Origin of the sequence: Roseomonas elaeocarpi, from assembly GCF_042433915.1 — a bacterium.
In the GTDB taxonomy this organism is placed as follows: domain Bacteria; phylum Pseudomonadota; class Alphaproteobacteria; order Acetobacterales; family Acetobacteraceae; genus Roseomonas; species Roseomonas elaeocarpi.
Map to the genome: position 1 here is coordinate 254,986 of NZ_JBHLUN010000001.1, position 24,815 is coordinate 279,800.

The following is a 24,815-nucleotide window of genomic DNA, read 5'->3' on the forward strand; positions in this document are numbered from 1 at the left end:
TGCGCCCAGGGCCCGGGCGCCGTGGCCGCGCCCGCCAGTGGGGCGCGGGGGTGATCAGGCAGCGGTCGCGCGGGATGCGCCGCACGGTCAGCCGGCGCCTGTTCCCGGTGCTGCTGGCCCGGACCATGCCACGCTCCTCCCCTCACTGAGGCGCCCGTTCGCGAGGCCGGGCGCTCTTGGAAAGGGAGCCTGCGATCCGTGGCGCCGCCCGTCAAACCCTGCCGGAGGATCGCCACACTCCATCCCGCCCATCCGCTCCGCGCCACCCATCCCCGGCTTGGCCGTCGCCGCGCCCCGTGCCATGGCGCCAGCACGGAACGGAACCCGGGGGGCACCGGGCTCCGGCAGGGCTGGCCGGAGGCGCAGGCCAGCAGGGCGGGTCAGCAGGGCCGGCCAGTGGGGCAGGGATATGCGATGATGGAGGATGCTGCAGCGCCGGAGCGGATCGACGGCACGGTGGTGTCGCGCGACGGAACCACCATCGGCTACAGCCGCTTCGGGGCCGGAACGCCGCTCGTGGTGTGCCACGGCGCCTTCAACGCGGCGGCGGACTGGGTGCGCTTCGCCCGGGCGCTGCGGGGATCGCACAGCGTCCTCCTGTACGACCGGCGCGGACGCGGGCGCAGCGAGGCGGGGCGGGGGCCGTACTCCCTCGCGGCCGAGATGGACGACCTCGCGGCGGTGGTGGCCCTGGCGGGGGACGGGGCGGCGGTGCTCGGGCACAGTTTCGGCGGGGGCTGCGCGCTGATGTACGCGTTGCGCGACGGCTTTCGCGGGCGCCTGGTGCTCTACGAGGCCATGAGCGCGCTGCCGCAGCCGTTGGGTGGCGCGCACCTGCCGGCACTCCGCGCCCTCGTGGCGGCGGGCGACCACGACGCCGCCACCGCCTTCGCGCTGGAGCACATCGTGCGCACGCCGCCGGAAAAGCTCGCGCTGCTGCGGCAAACCCCGCTGTGGCCGGGCATGGTGGCGCTGACGCCCGGCTTCGTGCAGGAGGCCGCGGCGCTGGACACGATCGCCCCCACCGCGGCGGAACTGGCGGCGCTGCGGGCGCGCCCCTGGCTGCTGCTGGGAGAGCGGAGCGAGCAGGACCCGAGCATGCGCTGCACAGCGGCGCTGGTGGAGCGCCTGCGCGGCGCCACGCTCTACCCCATCCCGGGCCAGGGCCACGCGGCGCACCTGTTCAACCCCGCCCTGCTGGCCCGGATCGTCGCGCGGTGCCTGGTGGAGGATTGAGGCTGGGGTTGGCTGGCTGATTGCCGTGGCCAGGGAGGGGGAGAAAGAATTCTCCCCTTTCCCGGACCCCTCCACCCTCATCTTTCTTTGAGACGCTGCCGCAGGAACGTGGCTGCCGGTGTGCGCTCCGGCTCACCGAGCCGGAGCGAGGGGCGCGTCAGTAAGCGCTGACAGGAAGCCTGGCTCTTCTGGATAGCGCCGGCGGCCACCGTATCGCGACCGGCCTGCACCGCTCCTGCGGCAGCGTCCCGGAAAAAGATGAGTGGGGGTCCGGGGGAGAGAATTCCTTCTCTCCCCCGGGACGCGCCCAACCCTCAGTTCGACCACCCGCCGTCGATCACCTGCGCGGTGCCGGTGGTGAAGGCGGACTCGTCCGAGGCCAGGTAGACCGCCAGCGCCGCCACTTCTTCCGGCCGGCCGACGCGGCCCACCGGCTGCCGCGCCACGAAGCCGGCGCGCACCGCGGCCTCGTCCTGCCCGCTGGCCGCGGCCTGGGCGCGGATGCGGTCCCGCAGCGAGGGGGACTCCACCGTGCCCGGGCAGATCGCGTTGCAGCGGATGCCGCGCGCCACGAAATCCGCCGCCACGGACTTGGTCAGCCCCACCACGGCGGCCTTGCTGGCGCCGTAGGCGAAGCGGTTGGGCACGCCTTTCACGCTGGAGGCGGCGGAGGCCATGTTGATGATCGAGCCGCCGCCCCTCTCCAGCATGCCCGGCAGCACGGCGCGGATGGTGTGGAACATCGCCGTCACGTTGACCGCGAAGGCGGTGTTCCAGTCCGCCTCGGTGCAGTCCAGCACCGTGCCGGCGTGTACCACGCCGACGCCGTTGAACAGCACGTCCAGCGGCCCCAGGGCGGCCGACAGCGCCGCGATGGCAGCGGCGTCGGTGACGTCGAGGCGGTGCGTCTCGCAGCCTTCCAACCCGGCCAGCGCGGCCTCGTCCCGGTCGGTGGCGATCACCCGCGCGCCTTCGCGCCGGAAGGCCTCGGCCGTGGCGCGGCCGATCCCCTGCGCCGCGGCGGTCACCAGCGCCGTCTTGTTTGAAAGTCGGCCTGCCATGCCAGCTGCTCCCCCGACCGCGTTTCCCCTGGACGGAAGCTTCGCGCTGCCGCCGGGCTTTGTCACGGGGCCTGACGGCAGCCAGGGGCGGTGCGGTGCGTCGGGCAGGGGGAGCCGGCCCCGAGCGGAACGGTGCCATCGGCACCCCGCCGCCGGAGGTCCTGGAAACCTCCGAACGGGAAACCTCCCTCGGGCGGAAACTCCGTGGCGACGGTCCCGGATGTTTCCCAGGTGCCCGCCTTGGACGAAAGGCCTGGGCGTCAACCTCCGGCGGAAACTCTGAGCGCCTGTCCTGGGCAGAAGTCCCGGGCGTAAACCTTTGGCGAAAGCTCCGGGCGGAACCCCCCCCTGGCGGATCGGCGCCGGCGGGTGTTCTGTAGAACGCAAGAGCCGAGCAACGGCCTTCACCCGACCGGAGAAACGCCCATGCCTCACCGCCCATCCGAACCACTATCGCGTCGCCTGACGCTGTTCTCGCCGCTGGCGCTGCTGGCCGCGCCGCGCCTCGCCGCCGCCCAGACTGGCGCAGGCCAGGCCGCCACCTGGCCGGACCGGGCCGTGCGCATCATCGTGCCCTATACGCCGGGCGGCGCCGCCGACATCGCCGCGCGCCTGATGGGCGAACGCCTCACACCGCTGTGGAAGCAGCCGGTGGTGGTGGAGAACCGCGCCGGCGGCAACGGGATCGTGGGCACCGAGGTGGTGGCGAAGTCGCCGCCCGACGGGCTCAATCTCGCCTGCGTGTCGGTGGTGCACGCGGTGAACGTCGCGCTCTACAACACGCCCTACGACGCGCTGGACGACTTCACCGTGGTGACGGTGATCTATTCCGTGCCGCTGGTGATGGTGGCCGCGCCCGACTTCCCGGCGAACACCCCCGCCGAGGCGGCCGCGCTGATGAAGCGTGAGCCCGCGCGCGCCAACTTCGCCGGCACCGGCGGCACGGTGCACCTGGCGGGCGCGATGTTCGCCGCGCGCACGAAGCAGGACATCGAGCACGTGCCCTATCGCGGCAGCACCGCCGCGCATCCGGACCTGATGGCCGGCCGGGTCTCGGTGATGTTCGACACGCTCCCCGCCGTGCTGGGCCACGTGCAGTCGGGCAAGCTCAAGGCGCTCGCCGTGACCAGCCCGGCGCGGCTGCCGACCTTGCCCAGTGTTCCCACCATGATCGAGAGCGGCTTCGACGGCTTCGAGGCCTCCACCTGGGGCGCGATCCTGGGACCCAAGGGCATGCCGGCCCCGGTGGTGGACAAGATCGCGGCCGACACCCGGGCGGTGTTCGCCGACGACGCGATGCACGCCCGCCTCGATGCCCTGGGCGCCACCGCCGTGTGCAACCCGCCCACCGAGGCCACGGCCTTCGTGCGGAGCGAGATCAGCAAGTGGTCCGCCGTCGCCAAGCAGGCCGGGATCGAGCGGCAGTAGGGCCGCTCAGTTTGTTCGCGCCGGCCGACGGTGGTCGCCGCCAGGGAGGCGGGAGAAGGCATTCTCCCGCCTCCCCGGACCCCTCCACCCTCATCTTTTTCCGGGACGCTGCCGCGCAAGCGTGATGAAGGTTGTGCGCTCCGACTCACGGAGCCGGAGCGAGTGACAGGTCCGCCCGCGCTGACAGGAAATCTGTTCTTTTCAGCAGCGCCGGCTGCTGCCGTTCCGCGACCGGTTTTCACCGTTCCTGCGGCAGCGTCTCAGAAAAAGATGAGCGGGGGTCTGGGGGAGAGAATTCCTTCTCTCCCCCGGGACGCGTCCGCAAACGCAACCCCGAAGATTGCAGCAAAGGACCATTGGCGCCGGCGGCTTCGGCCCAGGCAGGGACGAGGCAGCGGTACGCCCTCCCGGTTCAGCCGCCCGCCACAGTCATGCCCTCGACACGGAGCGTCGGGCTGTCGGTGCCACGATGGATGCGCAAGTCGTCGGCGGCCGCGAGGTGGAGGAACATGTCGCCGAGGTTGCCCGCCACGGTAAGGCCGCTCACCGCCTCGGCGATCTGCCCATCGCGGATCGCGAAGCCGGCGGCGCCGCGGCTGTAGTCACCGGTCAGGATGTTGGCGCCCTGGCCGATCAACTCGGTGACGTAGAAGCCTTCGCGGATGTCGGCGATGATCGCCTCGGGCGAAAGGGTGCCTGGCTCCAGCCACAGGTTGCTCGGCGCGGGCGAGGGCACCCCGCCGGCGGAGCGCGCCGCGTGGCCCGTCGGGCGCAGCGCCAGCTGCCGCGCCGCGCGGCTGTCCAGGATCCAGGAGCGCAGCACGCCGTCCTCCACCAGCGTGAGCGGCGCGCCCGGCTGCCCTTCGCCGTCGAAGGGGCGGGAGCGGAGCGCGCGCGGGCGGGTCGGGTCGTCGCGCACCGTCAGGCCCGCGGCCAGGACGCGCTCGCCCATGCGTTCGCGCAGGAAGGAGGTGCCGCGCGCCACGGCTGCGCCGCTGACCGCCGCGGCCAGGTGGCCGACCAGCGTGGCCGCGACGCGCGGGTGGTAGACCACCGGCATCCGTCCGGTGGGGAGGCGCCCGGGGTTCAGGCGGCGGATGGCGCGGGCCGCGACCTCGCGCCCCACGGTTGCCGGGTCATCCAGGTCGGTCAGGTGGACGGCGGACAGGTACTCGTAGTCCCGCTCCATCGCCGTGCCGTGCCCGGCCAGCGCGGTCAGCGACAGGTGGTGGGCGGAGCGCGTGTACTCGCCGCAAAAGCCGTTGCTCGCCACCAGCGCCACGGTGCGCCGGTTCCAGCCGGCCTCGGCGCCCTTGCTGTTGGTGATGCCGGCCACCGCCAGGGCGGCGTCCTCGGCCTGGGCGGCGCGCTCCGTCAGGTCGTGGACGTCGGGCTGGGCGCCGCTGACGAGGTCGAGGCCGGTGCCGTCGAAAGCGGGCGGCTCGAAGCGCACCGCCTCGGGCAGCGCGGCGAAGCTGTCCTCGGGCACGGCGCGGGCCATGGCCACGGCGCGCTCGGCCAGCGGCGGGAAGCCCAGCGGGTCGGTGTCGCCGGTGGACACGATCGCCTGCCGCCGGCCGCCGCGCGTGGCGACGAGGACGCGCAGGCCGAGCTCGGTGCTCTCGGCGCGCTCGATCCGCTCCACCGTGCCGAGGCGGCGCGTGACGGACAGGCCCACGTCGCGCACCAGCACGGCATCGGCCGCGTCGGCGCCGGCCGCCCGGGCGGCGGCCACCAGGTCGCGCAGCCGGTCGGTGGTCGTGCTCACGCCGCCAGCATCTCGCTGATGTTGGCGAGGTTCGGGACCTTGGCAGTGGGACCCAGCGCGGTCAGCGTCGGCTTGCCGCGGAAGGCAGCCGCCGCGGCGGCCTGGACCTGTTCCACGGTGACGGCGGCGATCTTCGCCTTGGTTTCCTCGACCGGCACGATGCGGCCGTGGACCTGGAGCTGGCGGGCCAGCTGCTCGCAGCGGCTGCCGGTGGATTCCAGGCTCATCAGCAGCGAGGCGCGAAGCTGCGCCTTGGCACGGTTCAGCTCGTCCTCGGTCACGTCGCGCTGGACGCGGCGCAGCTCCTCCAGCGTCACGGGCACCAGCTCGGCCGCCTGGTCCTCGCCGGTGCCGGCGTAGATCGCGAACATGCCGCTGTCCCGGAAGGGCGAGTGAAAGGAGTAGATCGAGTAGACGAGGCCGCGCTTCTCGCGGATTTCCTGGAACAGGCGCGACGACATGCCGCCGCCCAGCAGCCCGCTCAGCAGCATGGTCGGGTAGTGCATCGGGTCGGCGTAGCCGGGGCCGGGGAAGCCCAGCACGACGTGGACCTGATCGAGTTCGCGGTCCTCGCGGAACTCGCCGCCGGTGTAGCGGGCGGGCTCGGCCGCGTGCTCGTCCGGGGTGGGCAGGTCGGCGAAGTGTTGGCCCACCATCTCCACCAGCTTGTCGTGATCCAGGGCGCCGGCCGCGGCCACCACCATGCGCGACGGGCCGTAGTGGCGGCGCATGTAGTTGCGCAGCGTGTCCCTGGGCATCGTCTCGATGATCGAGGAGGGGCCCAGCGTCGGGCGGCCCATCGCCTGATCGCGGTAGGCGGTGGCCTGGAAGTGGTCGAAGACGATGTCGTCGGGCGTGTCGTTGGCCTGGCCGATCTCCTGCAGGATCACGCCGCGCTCGCGCTCCACCTCCTCGGGCGCGAAGGCGGAATGGGTCAGGATGTCGCCGATGATGTCGACGGCCAGCGGCAGGTCGTCCTTCAGCACCTTGGCGTAGTAGGCGGTGTTCTCGCGCGCCGTGTAGGCGTTGAGGTGGCCGCCCACGTCCTCGATCTCACGCGCGATGGCGGCGGCGTCGCGCCGCTCGGTGCCCTTGAAGGCCATGTGCTCGAGGAAGTGCGACACGCCGTTCTCGTCCGCGTTCTCGTCGCGGGTGCCGGCATGGACGTAGGCGCCGAAGGAAGCGGTCTCGACCTGGGGCATCGTGTCGGACACCACGGTGAGGCCATTGGGCAGGCGCGTCAGGCGCACGGCGTCGGTCATAGGGCGGGCGGGTCTTTCCGGAAGCGATCGGGCCTGGGGCGCGAGGGCGCGCCGGCCCGGAAGGTGAGGGTCTGGCGCGCAATGTAGGGTCGATCGGCGGCCGGTGCGACCCACCCGCTTCGGGATGCCGGTGCCTGTGCCTTTCCGGGGGGCGTTGCGGTGCGCCGGCGCGGGTTCGCCTTACTTCCTTACCATCTTACTATCTTACCATCTTACTTCCGGACCGGCCCCGCGCCGCCGGTCGGCGGGCGCGGTTCTGCTGCTGATTATATTCCTATATCATCCGCCGCCCTCCGCCCGCAAGCGAAGCGGCGGCCTCGATGGCGCCTCCGGTGGAAGGGGCCGGCCCGGGTGGACCGGCCCCCCTCCCGTCGCGGCTCAGCGCGCCGGCGTGGCCGTGCCGGTGTTCGGGGCGCCAGTGTTCGGGGCGCTGGTGTTCGGCGTGCCGGCCGGCGGCGGGGCGTCGGGGCGCGGCGAACGGTTCTGCGCCCCCTCGGGACCACGGTCCGGGCCACGATCGGGCCCATGGGGGCCGCGCGGCGGCGGGGCGAGCTCCACCGCATCGGCGGCGCTGGTGCCCAGGGCACGGGCGGCGATCACCTTGCCCAACGGGTTCGACAGGCCCTCGCCCCGCACGAACAGGGTCTGGCCCACCGCGAGCCGGGCGGCCAGGCGCTGCGCCTCGGGCGGCGGCAGGCGGATGATGGTGCCGTCCTCCAGCACCGCGCCGTTGAGGTCGCCGCGCGGCCCGTGCAGCTGCAGCTTCACGCGGCCGGTGGCCTCGATCGGCGTGCCACCCATGCCGGGACCACCCATGGGACCGCCCATGGGACCAGGCGGCGGACCATCGTGCGGGCGGCCGGGGCCGCGCCCGTCCGGGCCGCGCCCCGCCCGGAAGCCGGGGCCGTGGTCGGGACCGGCCCCAGGACCGCCCTCCGGGCCACCCCCAGGGCCACCCCCAGGGCCGCCCATGGGACCAGCTTCGGGACCGCGCGGCGGCGGGCCACCGGGCGGGCCCATGTCGGTGACGCTGACGTTGCTGGCGTCGTTGGTGACCTGCATCGCCTGCACCATCGGGACGGAGCGGGCGCGCAGGCCGCGCACCGTCACGGCGTCGCCGGGCTTCACCGCGAAGACCAGCTGCGTGCCCAGGTGCGGCGGCAGGTGGACCTCGGTGCCGTCCTCCAGGATCAGCCCGTCCACGTCGCCGCGCGGCGTCAGGCTGTACTGCGCGACGCGGCCCTTGGTGGCGGGCAGCTGCGCCGGGTCGTAGAGCGAGGCGTTCTGCGCCAGCGCCACGCCGCCGGCACTGAGCAGCAGCGCGCCGGCCAGCAGCGTGAAGCGGAAGCGGCGGGATGGGGAGGCCGGCCCGGCCGTCCCGCGGGGGGTGTTGTCAGGGGTGGTCATCGGCGTCCTCTCGCGTCTTGCTCCCGGGCGAAACACCCGGGGAAGACGTGCTTTGCAGGCGGCGTGCCAGAGTTCAGGTTGTTGTTTTCAATAGAAAATCCTTCTGTCTGGCCCGGCGCGGGGCGTCCGGCTTCCCGACAAGGGCGTCCGGTTTCCGGACCGTCAGGGGGGTAGCAACCTGCCAGCCTCCGCCGGGCTGGCGCCTCCCCCACCGGGCGCCTCCACCACCGGACGCCCACTCCGGACGCGGGCTCTGCGCCCGGTCGGACCGTAGCCGTGACGGCTCGGCGCCCGCGTCGGGCGGCCGGGTCGCGGCGTCGGCCAGCGCCGCCGCGACCGTCCGGGCGCCGGGGCGGGTGGGACGCGAAGCTGGCTCAGTAGGTCTTCATGGCCAGGTGCGGGATGCCCGCATCCATGAACTGCGGGCCGAAGGCGGTGAAGCCGAGCTTCTCGTAGAGCCCGAGCTTGTCGATCTGCGCCGCGAGAAAGAAGCGCTCGACGCCGAGCGCGCGGCAATGGGCCATCGCGGCCGTCAGCATCTGCCGCGCGATGCCCGAGCCACGGCGGTCCTGGCGCACGGCCACGCGGCCGATCTTGGCGTGTTCCGGCAGGAGGACGACCCGCAGCGTTCCCACCACCTCGCCTTCGTGGATGGCGACGAAGTGCGTCGCGGCGGGGTCGTACTCGTCGACCTCCTCGTCCGCGGGGACGCCCTGTTCCACGACAAACACCGCGTGCCTCAGCGCCAGCGCGGCCCTGCCGAGCGTGGAGGCGGCGGGGACCCGGATCACGCTGGCCTTGCGCAGAACCTCCGACATCGAACCCTTGCTCCCCACCTCGCCGACCGGGCGTCCGGTCCGTGCGGCGCCCTTCTATCCGAGGCGCGCCGGCGGCTCCATCGCTGCCCCGGCGATGCGGGCGGCGGGAACGGGCCGCTTCCTGCCCCCGCCGGTCAGCGTCGTGACATTCGCGGTCCGCCCGCCGGTCAGCGCCGTGAGACCCCCCGCCCCGCCCGTCCGGCCCCGTTCCGCCGCCCCTGGCCGGGGGCGGGTGCCGCGGCCGCCGCCCCGCCGCCGCGCAGCAGCGCCTGCCACAACTGTTCCGCCGCCGGGGCGCGGCGGTCGCCGTCGCGGAACAGGCGGATCTCCAGCGCGATGTCGTGGCGGGCCGGGGCGGCGCGGAGGAGGCGCCCGGCCTCGATCTCCTCCTCCGCGAGGGTGAGCGGCAGCCAGGCCAGGCCGTGGCCTTGCCGCGCCATGGTCATCAGCGTGGCCGCGAGGTGGGAGGTGAACACGACTTCCCCGGCGTTTCGTGCCGTGCCGTGGCCCGCCGCGCGCAGGATGCGGCCGAGGCCGGACGCCTCGCTGTAGCCCAGCAGCCGCGTCGGCCCCGCGCCGTTCTCCGCTTCCCTGGCGCCGCGCCCGACCCCGGTTCCGCGCGGTTCGGCCCGCGGTGCGCCGTCCCGGGGCGATCCTGCCGGCTCCATCCCGGCTCGTTCCGGCGTGGGGTGTCGGGGCCGCAGCGGCCAGGCGGGCCGGCCGCGCGCGTCGGGGGCGCAGAGCGGCACCAGCGTGTCGCGGCCCACGACGAGGCTGGGGAAGCGCCCCGGCTCCAGCGGCAGCGGCATGGCCGGGTGGTGGTGGCAGAGCAGGAACTGCACCTCGCCGCGCAGCAGCAGCCGCTCGCAGGCCTCCAGGCTGTCGGAAACGAGGTTGATCGCGCCCGTGCCCATTTCGCCAGGGTCCATCCCACCCAGATCCATCCCACCCAGGCCCATCTCACCGGCGCCCGCGTTCACGGCGGCGGGGAGGGGCGGCGTTCCGGCGGGGCGCGTTCCCGGCGCGCCGGGACGGTGGCGGCCTGCCGCGGCAAGGGGCGCCGGTGGCCGCGATGCCGGCGCGCCGGCCTGGGGGCGGGCCGGCCCGGGTGCGGCGGGCGCGCCGAGGGCGCGGTGCTGGCGGATCCAGGCGGGAAAGAAGGTGAAGGACAGGGCGTGGGTGGCCGCGATCGAGAGCGCCTCCGCCCCGGTGCCGCCCGCCGCGCGGGTGTCGCGCCGGGCGCGGGCGAGGTCCTGCAGGATCGTCGCGGCGAGGGGGCGGAAATGCGCGCCCGCCGCGGTCAGCTCGGCCCCGGCGGGATGGCGGTGGAACAGCGCGGTGCCGACCCAGTCCTCCAGCGCCCGGATGCGCCGGCTGAAGGCCGGCTGCGACACGTGGCGCGCTTCCGCCGCGCGGGAAAAGTTCCGCGTCTCGGCCAGGGCGCGGAAATCCTCCAGCCAGTCCAGTTCCACGTCGATGCGTCCCGCGCATAAGGTGAACCGATCTTGGCATTGGCCGCACGAGAGGGCGAGGGCTAGAGCCGGCGCTGTTCAGTGCGGAGCGCGCAGGCCGGGTCATGCGGCCCGCGCATCCCGCGACGGGGGCGGGCGGAAGGATCCGCCCCGGCCGCCGGGACGACCAGAGGAGGAGCCGAGCGCCATGCGCATCGTGGACGTTGTCGAGATCACCAAGCCGATCAGCTCGCCGATCCGCAACGCCTATATCGACTTCACGAAGATGACCACGAGCCTGGTGGCGGTGGTGACCGACGTGGTGCGCGACGGGCGGCGGGTGGTGGGCTACGGCTTCAACTCCAACGGCCGCTACGGCCAGGGCGGGCTGATCCGCGAACGCTTCCGCGACCGCATCCTGGAGGCCGCGCCCGAGACGCTGCTCGATGCCACGGGCGAGAACCTCGACCCGCACAAGGTCTGGGCGGCGGCGATGCGCAACGAGAAGCCGGGCGGCCATGGCGAGCGCTCCGTCGCGGTGGGCACGATCGACATGGCGGTGTGGGACGCGGTGGCGAAGATCGCCGGGGTGCCGCTGTTCCGCCTCCTGGCGGAGCGCGAGGGCGTGGAGGCCAACCCGCGCGTCTTCGTGTACGCGGCCGGCGGGTATTACTACCCGGGCAAGGACGACACGGCGCTGCGGGCGGAAATGCGCGGCTACCTCGACCGCGGCTACAACGTCGTGAAGATGAAGATCGGCGGCGCGCCGATCGCCGAGGACCGGCGGCGCATCGAGGCGGTGCTGAGCGAGATTGGGAGCCAGGCGCAGCTCGCGGTGGATGCCAACGGGCGCTTCGACCTCGAGACCGCGATCGCATACGCCAAGATGCTGCGGGAGTATCCGCTGTTCTGGTACGAGGAAGCGGGCGATCCGCTGGACTACGCGCTGCAGGCCGCGCTGTCCGAGTTCTACCCCGGCCCGATGGCCACCGGCGAGAACCTGTTCTCGCACCAGGACGCGCGCAACCTCCTGCGCCACGGCGGCATGCGGCCCGACCGCGACTGGCTGCAGTTCGACTGCGCGCTGAGCTACGGGCTGGTGGAATACCTGCGCACGCTCGACGTGCTCAAGCAGTTCGGCTGGTCGCCCCGCCGCTGCATCCCCCATGGCGGGCACCAGATGTCGCTCAACATCGCGGCGGGGCTGGGGCTGGGCGGCAACGAGAGCTACCCGGACCTGTTCCAGCCCTATGGCGGCTTTCCCGACGGCGTGCGGGTGGTGGACGGGCACATCACCATGCCGGACCTTCCGGGCATCGGCTTCGAAGGCAAGTCCGACCTGATCCGCGAGATGCGCGCCCTCGCGGAGTAGGGGCGGGGTGTTCCGGTGGGGCGCTGTTCCGGGGGAGAGAAGGAATTCTCTCCCCCGGACCCCCACTCATCTTTCTTTGGGACGCTGCCGCGGGAACGTTGAAGGTGAGTCGCGGAACGGATACCGCCGGCGCTGCCCAGAAGAAGCAAAACTTCCTTTCAGTCCTTGCTGACGCGTCCCTCGCTCCGGCTCGGTGAGCCGGAGCGCAAGACCCTGACCACGCTCCCGCGGCAGCGTCGGAGAAAAAGATGAGGGTGGAGGGGTCCGGGGAGGGGGAGAATTCTTTCTCCTCCTCCCTGGCTACGGCGACCAACGCGGCGATTGCGGCACGACCGTTCCGGCGGCTAGCGTCCCTTTCCGGCACCGGCGCGGCGTTGCCGCACGGCCGCTCCGGCCCTGCCTGCCGCATCCCGGACGAGGATGGAGAGAGCGCGCAGCATGTCCGACCTGCAGGATGCGACCCGCGAGATCGAGGCGGAGGATCCCGCCAGCTTCCCGAGCCTGACCCAGGCCGAGATCGACCAGCGGGTTTTCGACCTTTACGACGAGTACTGCCACGGCAGCATGGACCGCCGCACCTTCCTGCTGCGCGCCGCCGCCATCACCGCGGGCGGGCTGGCGATGGCGCAGGCGCTGCTGCCCCGCTACGCCCAGGCGCAGACGATTTCCTTCACCGACGAGCGCATCGTGGCGCACTACGTGAACTACCCCTCGCCGGGCGGGAACTCGGGCACGATGCGCGGCTATCTCGTGCAGCCCAAGGGGACGGGGCCGTTCCCGGCGGTGATGGTGATCCACGAGAACCGCGGTCTGAACCCGTATATCGAGGACGTGGCGCGCCGCGTCGCGGTGGAAGGCTACGTGGCGCTGGCGCCCGACGGGCTGGCGCCGGCGGGCGGCTACCCGGGCAACGACGACGACGGGCGCGACCTGCAGGCCAAGCTCGACCAGGGGAAGCTGCGCACCGACATGCTCAACAGCGCCCGCTACCTGCGCGCCCTGCCGGTGGCGAACGGCAAGCTCGGCATCACCGGCTTCTGCTGGGGCGGCACCACCACGAACTACCTGGCCACCGCGCTGGGTGCCGATCTGCAGGCGGCGGTGCCCTTCTACGGCGCGGCGCCGGACCTCGCGACCGTGCCGCAGATCAAGGCGCCGATCCTGGCCAACTTCGCCGAGAACGACCCGAACATCGACGCGCTCTGGCCCGGCTACGAGGCGGCGCTGAAGGCGAACAATATCCCCTGCGAAGGCTACATCTACCCGGGCACCCAGCACGGCTTCCACAACAACTCCACGCCCCGCTACGACGAGGCCGCGGCGAAGCTGGCCTGGGACCGCACGCTGGCGCATTTCCGCAAGTACCTCGTCGGCTGAGGTCGGGCGGTTCCGCGCGAGGGTTCGGAGGCGGGATGTCCCGGGGGAGAGAAGGAATTCTCTCCCCCGGACCCCCACTCATCTTTTTCCCAGACGCTGCCGCGGGAACGGTGAAAGCGGCTCGCGGTACGGCGGCCGCCGGCGCCATCCAGAAAAACCGGGCTTCCTGTCAGCACTTGCTGACACGTCCCTCGCTCCGGCTCGGTGAGCCGGAGCGCACCGCCCTGGCCGCCTTCCTGCGGCAGCGTCCCGGAAAAAGATGAGGGGCGAGGGGTCCGGGGAGGGGGAGAATTCCTTCTCCCTCTCCCTGGCCACGGCAAGCCGCCGGAACAGCTCGCCCCGCCGCCTCAGATCACCACCCGCGCGACCCGGTTCAGCAGTGTCCGCGCCACGCTGTAGCCGGCGCTCAGCGAGGTTTTCGGGTTGGCCGGCGAGGGGTGGCCCGCGAGGCGGATGGTGAAGTCGGCGCAGGCGGAGCGGACCGCGACCTCGTGCTCGTTGCGGGTGACGGTGGGGTCGGCCACCAGCTGCACCGCCGTTTGCTCGAAGCCCAGCCCGGCCAGCGCCACCGCGGCGGCGACGTTGGCGTTCTGCGGGAAGCGCTGCGCCGCCTCGCGCGCGGTGCCGGTGAAGAACACCGTGGCCTCGCGCAGCGTGGCGAGGTCCGCCATCTCTTCCGCCGCGGTGCCGCGCCAGGCGGCGGGCGGCTTGCGGCCGACATAGGTGACCGCTTCCAGCCCCGACAGCCGCGCGGCGCCCAGCGCGTCGAGCCCGCCCACGGCGCCCGCTGGCAGGATCAGCTGCGCGCCGCCCGCTTGCGCCGCGTCCTCCAGCGCGGTGTGCAGCGCCGGGTCGGCCAGGGCGCCGACGCTGATCACCACGAGGTCGCGGCCCGAGCGCAGGACCGCCGCGCCGTGGGCCCGCACCGCCGCGTGGCCGGCGCATTCGGCGACCACCGCCGGGCCGGTGGCCAGGAAAGGGTCGAGCGCCGTGTGGACCGTGGCGTCGCGCGCCACCGGGTGGGCGCGCAGCAGCGCCTCGGCCCGCGCCTCGCCGCCCGGACGGGTGAGGATCGCCAGGTGCTCCAGCGGGGCCGGCAGCGCGGCGGCGAGCGCGTCCAGCACCGTGGCGGCCATGCCGCCGGCGCCGATCAGGCCGAGGCGCTCCATCGCTCAGCGCCCCCCGCCGTGGCGGGTGGACGGGCCACGCGGCGGTGCGGCTTGCGGGCCGTGGGCGGCGTGCATCGGGATGAGGCTTGGGGGGCGGGTCATGCGCGGCACCATGCCAGAGGAAGGGATGACGGAGGAGGCGGGGAAGAGGTTGAGGAAAGACAGGGGGGACCCGGAGGCCCACCGGGGGGCACGCCTCAGCCGCTGCCGGGCGGTGGTGGTGCGGGCGGGTCGCCGGTGGCGTCCTCCGCCTCGAAGCGGGCGAGGCGCTCGTGGAGGCGCTGGCGGTGGATCCCGAGGCGGCGTGCGGCCTCGGCGCGGTTGTTGTGGCTGGCCAGGAGGGCGCGGCGGATCATCGCGCGCTCCAGCCGGGCCAGGGCGGTCGGCAGGTCGCCCGAAAGCCAGTCGACCGGCTCCTCGGGGGTCTCGCCCGGCGAGATGGCGGCGGTGCTCTCCGGTGAGGAAGCGGTGCGGCGCGCTGCGTCGGCGGGGGCCGCGGTGCCGGCCGGGATCGCGCCCGGGATGGCGGCGGCTGCGTCCAGGAAGTCGAGGTCGGCGGCCTCCACCACCGGGCGGCGCAGCAGGGCGGCCACGCGGTCGGCGGCGTTTCGCAGCTCCCGCACGTTGCCAGGCCAGGGATGCGCCACCAGCCGCGCCGCGGCGCCGGGGGACAGGCGCGGCGGCGTCCGGCTGCCCGAGGGTCCGGCCGGCGCCTTCGCGGTGGCCAGCGCCAGGAAGTGTTCCCACAGCGGCACGATGTCGGCCAAGCGCTCGCGCAGAGGGGGCAGGTGCAGCGGCACCACGCCCAGGCGGTAGAACAAGTCCTCGCGGAAGCGGCCCTCGCGCACCGCGGCCGCGAGGTCGCGGTGGGTGGCGGCCAGCACGCGCACGTCCACCGGCACGGCGCGCGCGCCGCCCATCGGGCCGCCCAGCGGCGTCACCTGCCGTTCCTGCAGGGCGCGCAGCAGCTTGGCCTGCATGGCGGGCGGCATGTCGCCGATCTCGTCGAGGAACAGCGTGCCGCCATCGGCCTCGCGGAAGGCGCCGGGGCGGTCGGCGGTGGCGCCGGTGAAGGCGCCGCGGACGTGGCCGAACAAGAGGCTTTCCAGCAGCTCCGCCGGGATGGCGGCGCAGTTCACCGCCACGAAGGGTTTCCCGGCACGGCGCCCGTGGCGGTGGATCGCCTGGGCCACGACTTCCTTGCCGGTGCCGGTCTCGCCGGTGATCAGCACCGTGGCGTCGCTGTCGGTGAGCAGGCCGATCGTCTTCTGCACGCCCCGCATCGCGGCGCTGCCGCCCACCATCTCGCCCTCGTCCGCCGCCTCGGCCTCCGGCGCAGGTTCGGGCGGCGGGGCGGCGGCCGCGAGGAGGCGGGTGAGCAGGCCCGCGAGGTCGTCGCGCCCCACCGGCTTGGCCAGGTGGTCCACCGCCCCCAGGCGCATCGCCTCGATGGTGTTGCTGGCGGTGGGCACGGCGGTCAGCACCGCGACGGGCGGCGGCGCGGGCAGGGCGCGGATGCGGCGCAGAACCTCCAGCCCGTCGAGGCCCGGCATCCGCAGGTCCAGCAGCACCGCGTCGATCCCGGGGTGGCCCAGGCGCGCCAGGGCGGCAAGGCCGTCGGGTGCCTCGGCGGTGCGGTGGCCGAGGTCGCCCAGGGTTTCCGCGAGCCCTTCGCGCAGGGCCGCGTCGTCGTCCACGATCAGGATGGTGGCCATGCGGCGGTGTCCGGCGAAGGGGTGGGCGAAGGGGTGGTTGCCTCGGGGAGGAGGATCAGGAAGCGCGTGGGATGGCCCGCGCCGCCGGGATCGTCCAGCAGGAGCCGGCCGCGCTGCGCCGCCACCAGTTCCCGCGCGATGGCGAGGCCGAGGCCGGTGCCTTCGGGCCGGCCCGTGACGAAGGGCTCGAACAGCGTGTCGCGCAGCGACGGATCGACGCCCGGCGCCCCGGGCGCCACGGTGTTTTCCACCGCGATCGCCAGCGTGCCGTCCCGCCACCCGGCCAGGAGGCTGACCGTGCCGCCCACCGCGGTGTGGCGGACGGCGTTGTCGAGCAGGCTGTCCACGGCGCGGCGCAGCAGCGCGGGGTCGAGGCGCGCGGTGCCGCTGCCCTCATGGCGCAGCGCCACGCCGGCCGCCGCGGCGCGCTCCGCATGGGCCTCGGCGCAACTGGCCAGCAGGGCGTCGAGCTGCACGATCTCCGGCACCGGCTCGTGCCGCTGCGTCATGGCGAGCAGCTCGCGCAGCAGGGTGTCGAGGCGGCCGACCTGCGCCAGCACGTCGCCCAGCGCCCGCACGCGCCGCGCCTCGTCGCCCGCCAGCGCGTTCTCGGCCTTCAGGCGCATGGCGGCCAGCGGGTTGCGGATCTCGTGCGCCAGCCCGGCGGCGACGCGGCCCAGCGCCGCCAGCCGCTCGCTCTCGGCCACCTGCCGGCGCAGCGCCTCGGAGCGCGCCCGGGCCTCGGCCAGCCGCGCGCCGGCCCGGTTCAGCGCGCCCACGATGCGATCGAGGTCGCGCTCGCCGGGCAAGGGCAGGGCGAGGCGGTCGTCGCCGGCGGTCAGCGCCGCCTCCACCCGGCCGACGCGGCGCGACCAGTCCCGCAACAGCCAGAACACCCAGACCGAGAGCAGCAGCATCACCGCCAGCAGCGCCGCGAGGCCGAGCTGCAGCCCGTGATCGGCCTCCACGCCTTCCGCATCGGTCAGTGCCCAGGCGGTCAGCCCGGTGATCGGGCCGGGCAGCGGGCAGGCGGCGAGCAGCCGCGTCGCCCCGTCCGCGCGCCAGGACCGCGCCACGGTCGTGTCCTCGCGCAGCGCCGCGCCGGCCGCGCTGCGCAGCCAGGCCTCCGTGAGGGAGGTGCCGGTCCCGTCGGTGGGCGGAGCACCCGCGGCGCCACCCGCTGGCCCGCCCGGCACATCGCCGGCCGCGGTGTTCCCGGCAGGGGTGCCCGGCGCCGCCGCGTCCCCGGCGGAAACCCCGCTGGCAGGATCGGCGGCGGGCGTCCCCTCCGCCCGGGCGCGCAGCCAGCGCTCGCCCCAGGCGCGCGGCCGCCGCCGCGGCAGGCGGATCGCGGTGAGCGGCCCGGCCTCGCTCTGCCACACCCCGCCGGCGACGCCCGGCTGCCGCGCCAGCGCCACCGCCACCACGGCGCCGAGCGACTGTTGCAGCGCCGGATCGTCGGGCGGCGGCACCGGGCCGCTCCAGTCCGTGCTGTAGAAGCCGTAGCGGTCGCGGATCAGGTCGCAGGCCCGCGCCACGATCGCCTCGCCCCGCGCGACCTGCGCCTCGACCGACTGGGTGGAGGCGCGCACGAGCAGCAGCGCCGCCGCGACCGACACCGCGAGCGACAGGAGCCACAACACCACGAGCCGGACACGGAGGGCATTCATCCAGGGGAACCAACGATGGCAGGGGCGGCAGGGTGGCACCGCTGCGGCAGGTCGCGAAGGGTTGGGGGTGTCGCGCGGTGGCCAGGAGAGGCGCTGCCTCTCCCGGACCCTCTCGGCTCAGGGTGGCAGGGCCACCCCGAGATCCCGCCGGGGAATTGGTGCCGCCTGATTGCCGGAGGTGCTGCGGGCCGATTGGGCCGTGCGCGTGTCCGGGTGACCGAGGTGCCAGCGAGGCGAGGTATCCAACGCCGATCCGGCCGCGCGCGGGTTCAGGCAGGGCATGGAGAAGAATCCATGAGGCCGCGCGGGCTGCCTTGGCAGTCGCCGGAGAGCATGGCTCTCCGGCGTGAGCCGACCAGGGAACGGGCACGCGCCTGAGCCTCGGAGCGCCAATTCCCGGGAGGTCCAGGAACCTCAGGTTCCTGGCGGATGGGGGCTCCGGGGGAAGGCGGAGCCCTCCCCAGGGACGGGGCGACGCCGAACCGGAGCGACCTCCGAACCACCGCCTCAGCCCGACAGCGCCAGGCGGATTTCCCGAACGAAGCGGCGGGCGGTTTCCGAGAGTGGCTTGCGGTTGCTCCAGAACACCCAGGCGACCGAGGGGATGGCGGGCTCGTAGGGGATCACCACCAGGCTGCGGGCGTGGTGGGCGGCGGTGAAGGGGTCCACCACCGCGGCGCCCATGCCGGCCGCGACCAGGACGCAGGCGGTGTTGCACAGCCGGACCTCGACCGCGGCCTGGAGCGGCTGGCGCGCCTCGGCGAAGCTGTCGCGCAGCGCCGCGCCCATGCGGGTGGTGGGGTCGAGCGCGATGAGGCGCTGCCCGGCGAGGTCGGCCGGCGTGACCGGGCCGCCATGGGGGCCGCCATGGGGGCCGCCATGGGGGCCGCCGTTGGGGGCGCCGTTCGGGTGGCCGGCGGGATGGTCGGTGGGGGCGTCCACGTGTTTGCCGGTGGCACTGCCGGAGGAACCAGTGGAAGGGCTGCCAGAGAAACGGCCGGCGGGGTCGTCGGCGGTGCTGGCCGGGGTGTCGCCGGCGCTGCCGTCGTGGCCGCCGGCGCTGCCGCGGCGGGCCAGGGGGTGGTCGGGGCGGCAGACGCAGACCATGCGGCCTTCCGCGATGGCCTCCACCTCCAGGCTGGGCTGGGCGCCCAGGCCCAGGCCGAAGCCGAGCTCGGCCTTGCCGCTCTCGACGCCGCGGATGACCTCGTCGAGCTCGCGCGTGTCGAAGACGGTGCGCAGGCGGGGGTGGCGGCGGCTGAAGCCGGCCAGCACGGCGGGGATCACGCCGTGGCCGAGCGGCGGGGTCGAGAGGATGCGCAGCCGCGTGGTCTTGTCGGCGCGGAGATCCCCCACCCGTTCCTCCAGCGCCGCGTGCATGGCGAAGAGGGGTTCGGACTCCTCGTGGATGATGGTGGCGCCCTCGGTGGGGAAGAGGCGGTTGTTCACCCGCTCGAACAGCGGGAAGCCCAGCTGCGCCTCGATCTGCCGGATGGCGTTGCTGACGGCCGGCTGCGACATGCCCAGGAGGCGGGCGGCGGCCATGGTGGTCTGGCAGCGGATCACGGCGCGGAGGATTTCGAGCTGTCGTAGCGTCATTCTTGGGCAGGCTATTCGGTTTGCGAATGGAGTTCGGCGATTTCGTATAAGAAAACGGATTGAACTGCCACTTCGGAGTGCGGCAAACACGATCGCGAGACGGCCGGCCCCCTCCTGCTCCGGGGCTGCGCCCGCCTGTTCCGAAAGGCCCGCACCATGCCCCGCATCCTTCGCATCGCCGCCGCCCAGATGGGCCCCAACCAGCGCGCCGACACGCGCGAGGCCATCCTGGCGCGGATGCTGCGGCTGCTGGAGGAGGCGGCGGGCCGGGGCGCGCAGCTGGTGGTGTTCCCGGAACTCGCCTTCACCACCTTCTTTCCGCGCTGGCTGCTCGAGGGCGCGGAGCTCGACGGCTACTACGAGACGGCGATGCCCAACCCGGCGGTGCAGCCGCTGTTCAGCCGGGCGCGGGAACTCGGCGTCGGCTTCTACGTCGGCTACGCGGAGATGACGGCCGAGGGCAAGCGCTTCAACAGCGCCGTCACCGTGGGGCCGGACGGCACGATCATCGCGAAGTACCGCAAGGTGCACCTGCCGGGCTCCGTCGAGCCGCGCGTGGGCGACCGCTTCCAGCAGCTGGAGAAGCGCTACTTCGAGTACGGCGACACGGGCTTCCCGGCCTTCCGCGGCCCGGCCGCCTGGGGCGGGCCGGTGATGGGCATGCTGATCTGCAACGACCGCCGCTGGCCCGAGGCTTGGCGCGTCTACGCCCTGCAGGGCGTGGAGCTGATGGTGATCGGCTACAACTCCGCGGCCTACGACCCCAATGGCGGCTCCACCGAGAACGAGGAGATCCGCACCTTCCACTCGACCCTGGCGGCGCAGGGCAACGCCTACATGAACGCCACCTGGGCGGTGAGCGTGGCCAAGGCCGGCGACGAGGACGGCTCCGGCCTGATTGGCGGGTCGTGCATCGTGGATCCGAACGGCGTGGTGGTGGCGCAGGCCAAGACGCTGGCCGACGAGGTGGTGGTGGCCGATTGCGACCTCGACGCCTGCCGCCAGGGCAAGGAGAAGATGTTCAACTTCGCCATGCACCGCCGGCCCGAGCATTACGGCCGCATCACCGGGCAGACCGGCGCCGAGGTGACGGTCTGAGCCGGCGCTGCCCGCCCCGCCACCCGTGACGCGCCGCCGCCCGACCCGACGCCCATCCCGACGCCCGAGCCCCACCCTACTCCAGGAGTTGCGCCCGTGAGCGCCACGCACCCGAACGCCCCGACCGTGGGAGGCAGCGCCGCGCTGCCGGATGTTTCCGGCTACGCGCTGGTGCCCAAGCGGCACTGGGGGCGCTGGGTCGCGGTGGCGGTGATCCTGGTGCTGCTGGCGGCGCTGGTGCGCGCCTTCGCGGTGGGGCAGATCGAGTGGCGCTTCGTCGGCACCTTTCTCACGGCGCAGTCCATCCTGGACGGGCTGGTGAACACCATCCTGATGTCGGTGGCGGCCATGGCGCTGGGCATCGTGCTGGGCGTGGTGACGGCGGTGATGCGGATGTCGGCCAACCCGGTGCTGCAGGGGGTGGCCATGGGCTATTCCTGGCTGTTCCGCGGCACGCCGCTGATCCTGCAGCTGCTGCTGTGGTTCAACCTGGCGCTGGTGTTCCCGAGCCTGGGCATTCCGTGGCTCTGGTCGGCGCGCACGGTGGACGTGATCACGCCGGCCTTCGCGGCGCTGCTGGGGCTCGGCATCAACCAGGGCGCCTATACCTCGGAGGTGATCCGCGCCGGCATGCTGTCGGTGGACAACGGGCAGTACGAGGCGGCCAAGGCGATCGGCATGACGCGGCTGAAGGCGCTGCGGCGGATCATCTTCCCGCAGGCGATGCGCGTGATCATCCCGCCGCTGGGCAACGAGTTCATCGGCATGGTGAAGTCGACCTCGCTGGCCAGCGTGATTCAGTACAGCGAGATCCTGCACAACGCGCAGAACATCTACTACGCCAACAACCGGGTGATCGAGCTGCTGATCGTGTCGGGCGTCTGGTACCTCGTGATCATCTCGGTGCTGACGCCGCTGCAGGCGCTGCTGGAACGCCGCTTCGCCCGCGGCACGGGGGTGTCGCGATGAGCGCGGTGCCGCTGGTCTCCATCGTCGACGTGCGCAAGAGCTTCGGCGACTTCCACGCGCTGCGCGGCGTTTCGCTTGACGTGCAGGCGGGCGAGGTGCTGTGCATCATCGGCGCCTCAGGCTCGGGCAAGACGACGCTGCTGCGCTGCGTCAACCAGCTGGTGCGGCCCGACGCGGGCGCGATCTGGGTGGACGGCGACCTGACGGGTTACCGTCTGGGCGAGGGAAGGCTGTATCCGCTGAGCGAGCGGGAGATCGCGCGGCAGCGGCTGCACACCGGCATGGTGTTCCAGCGCTTCAACCTGTTCGCGCACATGACGGCGCTGGAAAACATCATCGAGGGGCCGGTGCGCGTGCAGGGGCGCCGCCGCGCCGAGGCGGTCGAGGAAGCGCGGGCGCTGCTGGCGCGCGTGGGCCTGGCCGACAAGGAGCGCTCCTTTCCGGCCAACCTGTCGGGCGGGCAGCAGCAGCGCGTGGCCATCGCGCGCGCGCTGGCGATGCGGCCGAAGCTGATGCTGTTCGACGAGCCGACCTCGGCCCTCGACCCCGAGCTGGTGGGCGAGGTCCTGGCGGCGATGAAGGAGCTGGCACGCTCGGGCATGACCATGATCGTGGTGACGCACGAGCTGGGCTTCGCGCGCGAGGTGGCCGACCGCGTCGTGTTCATGGACGGCGGCGCCATCGTGGAATCCGGCACCGCCGAGGAGGTTCTGGGGAACCCGCGCGAGGCGCGGACCCGCGCCTTCCTCAATGCCGTGCTGAGCTGAAAACATCCCAAGGAGAGCGTTCGGAGCCATGTTGAAGCGTAGTGTGAAGCATAGTCTCCTGGGCGCGGTCCTCGCGCTCTCCGCCGGTGCGGCCGCCGCGGCGGAGCTGCCGGCGGCGATCCGCGCGAAGGGGGCGATCACCGCCGCGATCGTGCCGAACTATCCGCCGCTGGAGATGCGCGATCCGGCCAGCAACAAGCTGACCGGCTTCGACGTGGAGCTGGGCGAGGCGCTGGCCAAGTCGCTCGGCGTGAAGATGGAGTGGCAGGAAACCAGCTTCGATCAGATGCTGTCCTCGGTGCGCACGGGGCGCGTCGACATCATCCTGTCGGGCATGAGCGACCTGGCCACGCGGCAGGACACCGCGAGTTTCGTGGACTACCTGCGCTCCGGCTCGCAGTTCTTCACCCAGGCGAGCCGCGCGGCGGAGTTCAGCAAGCCCGAAGGGCTGTGCGGCAAGTCGGTGGGCGCCAGCCGCCGCACCGCGCTGGTGAACGACATCAAGGAATTCTCCGACCGCGAATGCGTGGCCAAGGGGCGGCCCGAGATCAAGGTCGTGGGCACCGAGGGTTCGGCCGACGCGCGCACGCAGCTGCGCCAGGGCCGCATCGACGCCGCGATGCAGGGGGGAGAAACGCTGCCCTACATCATGGCGCAGGAGCCCAACACCTACGCGCTGGTGGGTGAGCCGGTGCGCTACACGCTGATGGGCATCGCCACGGGCAAGGACGCGACGGAGCTGCAGAACGCGCTGCGCGACGGGCTGAAGGCGATGGTGGCCGACGGCAGCTACGCCAAGCTGCTGGAGAAGTGGTCGCTGACGCCCAGCGGCGTGCCTGAGATCACCATCAACGCGGGGAAGTGAGATCATGAGCTGGGAAGGCAAGCCCGAGCCGGTGCCGCTGGCGCCTGCCAATCGCGCGCCGCTGGCGCCGGAATACCCCTGGCCGGCGGGCAACAAGGCGGCGATGTTCCTGAGCTTCGACGTCGATGCCGAGAGCGCCTGGACCGCCAAGGACCCCGCCCGCTACGGCGAGCTGGTGACCATGAGCTTCGGCGGCTTCGAGGCGCGCGTGGGCGTGCCGAAGCTGCTGGAGCTGCTGCGGGAAGAAGGGATGAAGGCCACCTTCTTCATCACCGGCTGGTCGGTCGAGGCGCATCCCGCGATGTGCGAGGCGATCCTGCGCGACGGGCACGAGATCGGCCATCACGGCTTCCACCACCTGATGCCGATGCCGGGCGACCCGAGCCTGGTGGAGGAGGTGGACCGCGGCCTCGACAGCCTCAAGCGGCGCCTGGGCGTGGTGCCGGTGGGCTATCGCGCGCCGTCGGGCGAGAGCTGCGAGGAGCTGCGCGTGCTGCTGAAGGAAAGGGGGCTGCTGTATTCCTCCTCCTGGCGCGACGACGTGCGGCCCTACCGGCACCTGCTGGACGACGGCACGCCGGGGCTGATCGAGCTGCCGGTGACCATGACCTACGACGACTGGCTGTATGGCTTGTCGCAGCGCTACAGCCCGCGTTCCATGTTCCCGGCCGAGCACGTGCTGTCGATCTGGAAGGACGAGCTGGCGGAAACGCGCGACTGGGGCGGTATGGTGACCACCGTGCTGCACCCGCAGGTCAGCGGCCGGCCGATGCGCCTTCGCCTCCTGCGCAACTTCCTGCGCTACGCCCGCGACTTCGGCGACGTGTGGATCGCGACGGGCGAACAGATCGCGGCGCATTTCGCCGCCTGCGAGAAGGGAGACCGGGCATGAGCGCGCGCCGCATCCTGCTCGCCGCCGCGGCGGTGCTGCTGCCGCTGCTGGGCGCCGCGCCGGTCTGGGCGCAGTCCCCCGCGGCCGACCTGCCGGAGGCGATCCGCAAGCAGGGCTTCATCCGCGTGGGCATCGAGGCGACCTATCCGCCGATGGCCTACAAGGACCCGGCCACCAACGAGCGGCGCGGCATCAACGTCGACCTGCTGAACGCGCTGGGCAAGGTGATGGGCGTCGAGATCCGCTACGAGGAGATGGCCTTCGCGCAGCTGATCCCGGCCGTCACCACCGAGCGCGTGGACTTCAGCGGCACCGCCATGAGCGACACCGCGGCGCGCCGGGAAACGCTGAGCTTCGTGGATTACCTGTCCACCGGGGCGCAGATCTTCACCACCACCGCCCAGGCGCGCGGCGCCAAGGAGGCGGTGGACTTCTGCGGCCGCAGCGTCGCCACGCCGCGCACCACCAACTATCCGCGCCAGGTTCAGGAATGGAGCGACGCGCACTGCGTCGCCGCCGGCAAGCCGCCGATCCGCGTGATCGGCACCGACGGCGCCGCGGCGTCCCGCCTCGACCTGCAGCAGGGCCGGGCCGACGGCGCGGTGCTGGGCGCGGAATACGTGGTGTACCTCCAGTCGCTCGAGCCCGGTAATTTCGTGACCGTGGGGGCGCCGATCACGCGCGGGCTGTTCGGCCTGGCCTTCGCCAAGAAGGACGCGGCGCTGCGCGATGCCGTGGCGGCCGGGCTGCAGCGGATGGTGGCGGACGGCTCCTACGCCGAGATCGTGCGCCGCAACGGGATGGAGCGGCAGGCGCTGACCGCCATCACCGTGGACCAGGGCGAGTAACGCCCGCCCGCCGGCGGCGCGGCCTCGCCTGCCGCCGGCTTTT

General features: G+C 73.1%; 20 protein-coding genes. 10 read left to right on the forward strand and 10 right to left on the reverse strand.

All coding sequences use genetic code 11. The annotated features are described in order from the left end of the window. Positions 1-414 precede the first annotated feature (414 nt). Positions 415-1,236, forward strand: a complete 822-nt coding sequence (locus ACFFGY_RS00935; RefSeq protein ID WP_377042475.1) for an alpha/beta fold hydrolase — start codon at positions 415-417, stop codon at positions 1,234-1,236. A gap of 314 nt (positions 1,237-1,550) precedes the next feature. Here the strand turns inward: ACFFGY_RS00935 and ACFFGY_RS00940 are convergent, their stop codons facing one another. Continuing rightward, positions 1,551-2,297: an SDR family oxidoreductase gene (locus tag ACFFGY_RS00940; protein WP_377042476.1), complete on the reverse strand. Its 747-nt coding sequence runs from the start codon at positions 2,295-2,297 to the stop codon at positions 1,551-1,553. 426 nt (positions 2,298-2,723) lie between these two features. On the opposite strand from ACFFGY_RS00940, the gene ACFFGY_RS00945 reads away from it, so the two are divergent. After that, positions 2,724-3,725 carry a tripartite tricarboxylate transporter substrate binding protein gene (locus ACFFGY_RS00945; RefSeq protein WP_377042477.1) on the forward strand — a complete coding sequence of 334 codons (1,002 nt, stop codon included), beginning with the start codon at positions 2,724-2,726 and terminating at the stop codon, positions 3,723-3,725. A 412-nt stretch (positions 3,726-4,137) separates the two neighbouring features. Here ACFFGY_RS00945 and ACFFGY_RS00950 read toward each other — a convergent pair whose 3' ends face one another. The 5 genes from ACFFGY_RS00950 to ACFFGY_RS00970 all read right to left on the reverse strand — a co-directional run bounded on the left by ACFFGY_RS00950 (position 4,138) and on the right by ACFFGY_RS00970 (position 10,452). Then, complete coding sequence (locus tag ACFFGY_RS00950; RefSeq protein ID WP_377042478.1) at positions 4,138-5,493, reverse strand: TldD/PmbA family protein; 1,356 nt, start codon at positions 5,491-5,493, stop codon at positions 4,138-4,140. Next, entirely contained in the window at positions 5,490-6,755 is a 1,266-nt protein-coding gene (locus ACFFGY_RS00955) for a M16 family metallopeptidase (RefSeq protein ID WP_377042479.1), read from the reverse strand. The genes ACFFGY_RS00950 and ACFFGY_RS00955 overlap by 4 nt, the downstream gene beginning before the upstream one ends. A gap of 378 nt (positions 6,756-7,133) precedes the next feature. Next, positions 7,134-8,162 carry a hypothetical protein gene (locus ACFFGY_RS00960; protein WP_377042480.1) on the reverse strand — a complete coding sequence of 343 codons (1,029 nt, stop codon included), beginning with the start codon at positions 8,160-8,162 and terminating at the stop codon, positions 7,134-7,136. Between the two features lie 374 nt (positions 8,163-8,536). Next, entirely contained in the window at positions 8,537-8,980 is a 444-nt protein-coding gene (locus ACFFGY_RS00965) for a GNAT family N-acetyltransferase (RefSeq protein ID WP_377042481.1), read from the reverse strand. A gap of 167 nt (positions 8,981-9,147) precedes the next feature. Next, positions 9,148-10,452 carry a LysR family transcriptional regulator gene (locus tag ACFFGY_RS00970; protein WP_377042482.1) on the reverse strand — a complete coding sequence of 435 codons (1,305 nt, stop codon included), beginning with the start codon at positions 10,450-10,452 and terminating at the stop codon, positions 9,148-9,150. A gap of 187 nt (positions 10,453-10,639) precedes the next feature. Here ACFFGY_RS00970 and ACFFGY_RS00975 point away from each other — a divergent pair, with 187 nt between their 5' ends. Next, positions 10,640-11,803 (forward strand): mandelate racemase/muconate lactonizing enzyme family protein, encoded by a 1,164-nt coding sequence (locus ACFFGY_RS00975; RefSeq protein ID WP_377042483.1) that lies wholly within the window; start codon positions 10,640-10,642, stop codon positions 11,801-11,803. A 438-nt stretch (positions 11,804-12,241) separates the two neighbouring features. Continuing rightward, the gene (locus ACFFGY_RS00980; protein WP_377042484.1) at positions 12,242-13,180 is read left to right on the forward strand and encodes a dienelactone hydrolase family protein; all 939 of its coding nucleotides are present in this window, start codon (positions 12,242-12,244) and stop codon (positions 13,178-13,180) included. A 347-nt stretch (positions 13,181-13,527) separates the two neighbouring features. Here the strand turns inward: ACFFGY_RS00980 and ACFFGY_RS00985 are convergent, their stop codons facing one another. From ACFFGY_RS00985 to ACFFGY_RS01000, 4 genes are all read right to left on the reverse strand, one after another. Next, positions 13,528-14,349 carry an aspartate dehydrogenase gene (locus ACFFGY_RS00985; RefSeq protein ID WP_377042485.1) on the reverse strand — a complete coding sequence of 274 codons (822 nt, stop codon included), beginning with the start codon at positions 14,347-14,349 and terminating at the stop codon, positions 13,528-13,530. A 197-nt stretch (positions 14,350-14,546) separates the two neighbouring features. After that, positions 14,547-16,064 (reverse strand): sigma-54-dependent transcriptional regulator, encoded by a 1,518-nt coding sequence (locus ACFFGY_RS00990; RefSeq protein WP_377042486.1) that lies wholly within the window; start codon positions 16,062-16,064, stop codon positions 14,547-14,549. Next, positions 16,049-17,734, reverse strand: a complete 1,686-nt coding sequence (locus tag ACFFGY_RS00995; RefSeq protein WP_377042487.1) for a PAS domain-containing sensor histidine kinase — start codon at positions 17,732-17,734, stop codon at positions 16,049-16,051. The genes ACFFGY_RS00990 and ACFFGY_RS00995 overlap by 16 nt, the downstream gene beginning before the upstream one ends. A gap of 507 nt (positions 17,735-18,241) precedes the next feature. Then, a complete protein-coding gene (locus tag ACFFGY_RS01000; protein ID WP_377042488.1) occupies positions 18,242-19,333 on the reverse strand; it encodes a LysR family transcriptional regulator in 1,092 nt (363 codons plus the stop codon). 156 nt (positions 19,334-19,489) lie between these two features. Between ACFFGY_RS01000 and ACFFGY_RS01005 the strand changes: the two genes are divergently transcribed. From ACFFGY_RS01005 to ACFFGY_RS01030, 6 genes are all read left to right on the forward strand, one after another. Then, entirely contained in the window at positions 19,490-20,431 is a 942-nt protein-coding gene (locus ACFFGY_RS01005) for an N-carbamoyl-D-amino-acid hydrolase (protein WP_377042489.1), read from the forward strand. A 96-nt stretch (positions 20,432-20,527) separates the two neighbouring features. After that, entirely contained in the window at positions 20,528-21,400 is an 873-nt protein-coding gene (locus ACFFGY_RS01010) for an amino acid ABC transporter permease (protein ID WP_377042490.1), read from the forward strand. Beyond that, complete coding sequence (locus ACFFGY_RS01015; protein ID WP_377042491.1) at positions 21,397-22,167, forward strand: amino acid ABC transporter ATP-binding protein; 771 nt, start codon at positions 21,397-21,399, stop codon at positions 22,165-22,167. Before ACFFGY_RS01010 ends, ACFFGY_RS01015 begins: the two co-directional genes overlap by 4 nt. Positions 22,168-22,195: 28 nt before the next feature. Beyond that, positions 22,196-23,032, forward strand: coding sequence for an ABC transporter substrate-binding protein (locus ACFFGY_RS01020; RefSeq protein WP_377042492.1), 837 nt, complete (start codon positions 22,196-22,198; stop codon positions 23,030-23,032). 4 nt (positions 23,033-23,036) lie between these two features. After that, a complete protein-coding gene (locus tag ACFFGY_RS01025; protein ID WP_377042493.1) occupies positions 23,037-23,924 on the forward strand; it encodes a polysaccharide deacetylase family protein in 888 nt (295 codons plus the stop codon). After that, positions 23,921-24,772, forward strand: a complete 852-nt coding sequence (locus tag ACFFGY_RS01030) for an ABC transporter substrate-binding protein (RefSeq protein WP_377042494.1) — start codon at positions 23,921-23,923, stop codon at positions 24,770-24,772. The genes ACFFGY_RS01025 and ACFFGY_RS01030 overlap by 4 nt, the downstream gene beginning before the upstream one ends. The last annotated feature ends 43 nt before the right edge of the window (positions 24,773-24,815 follow it).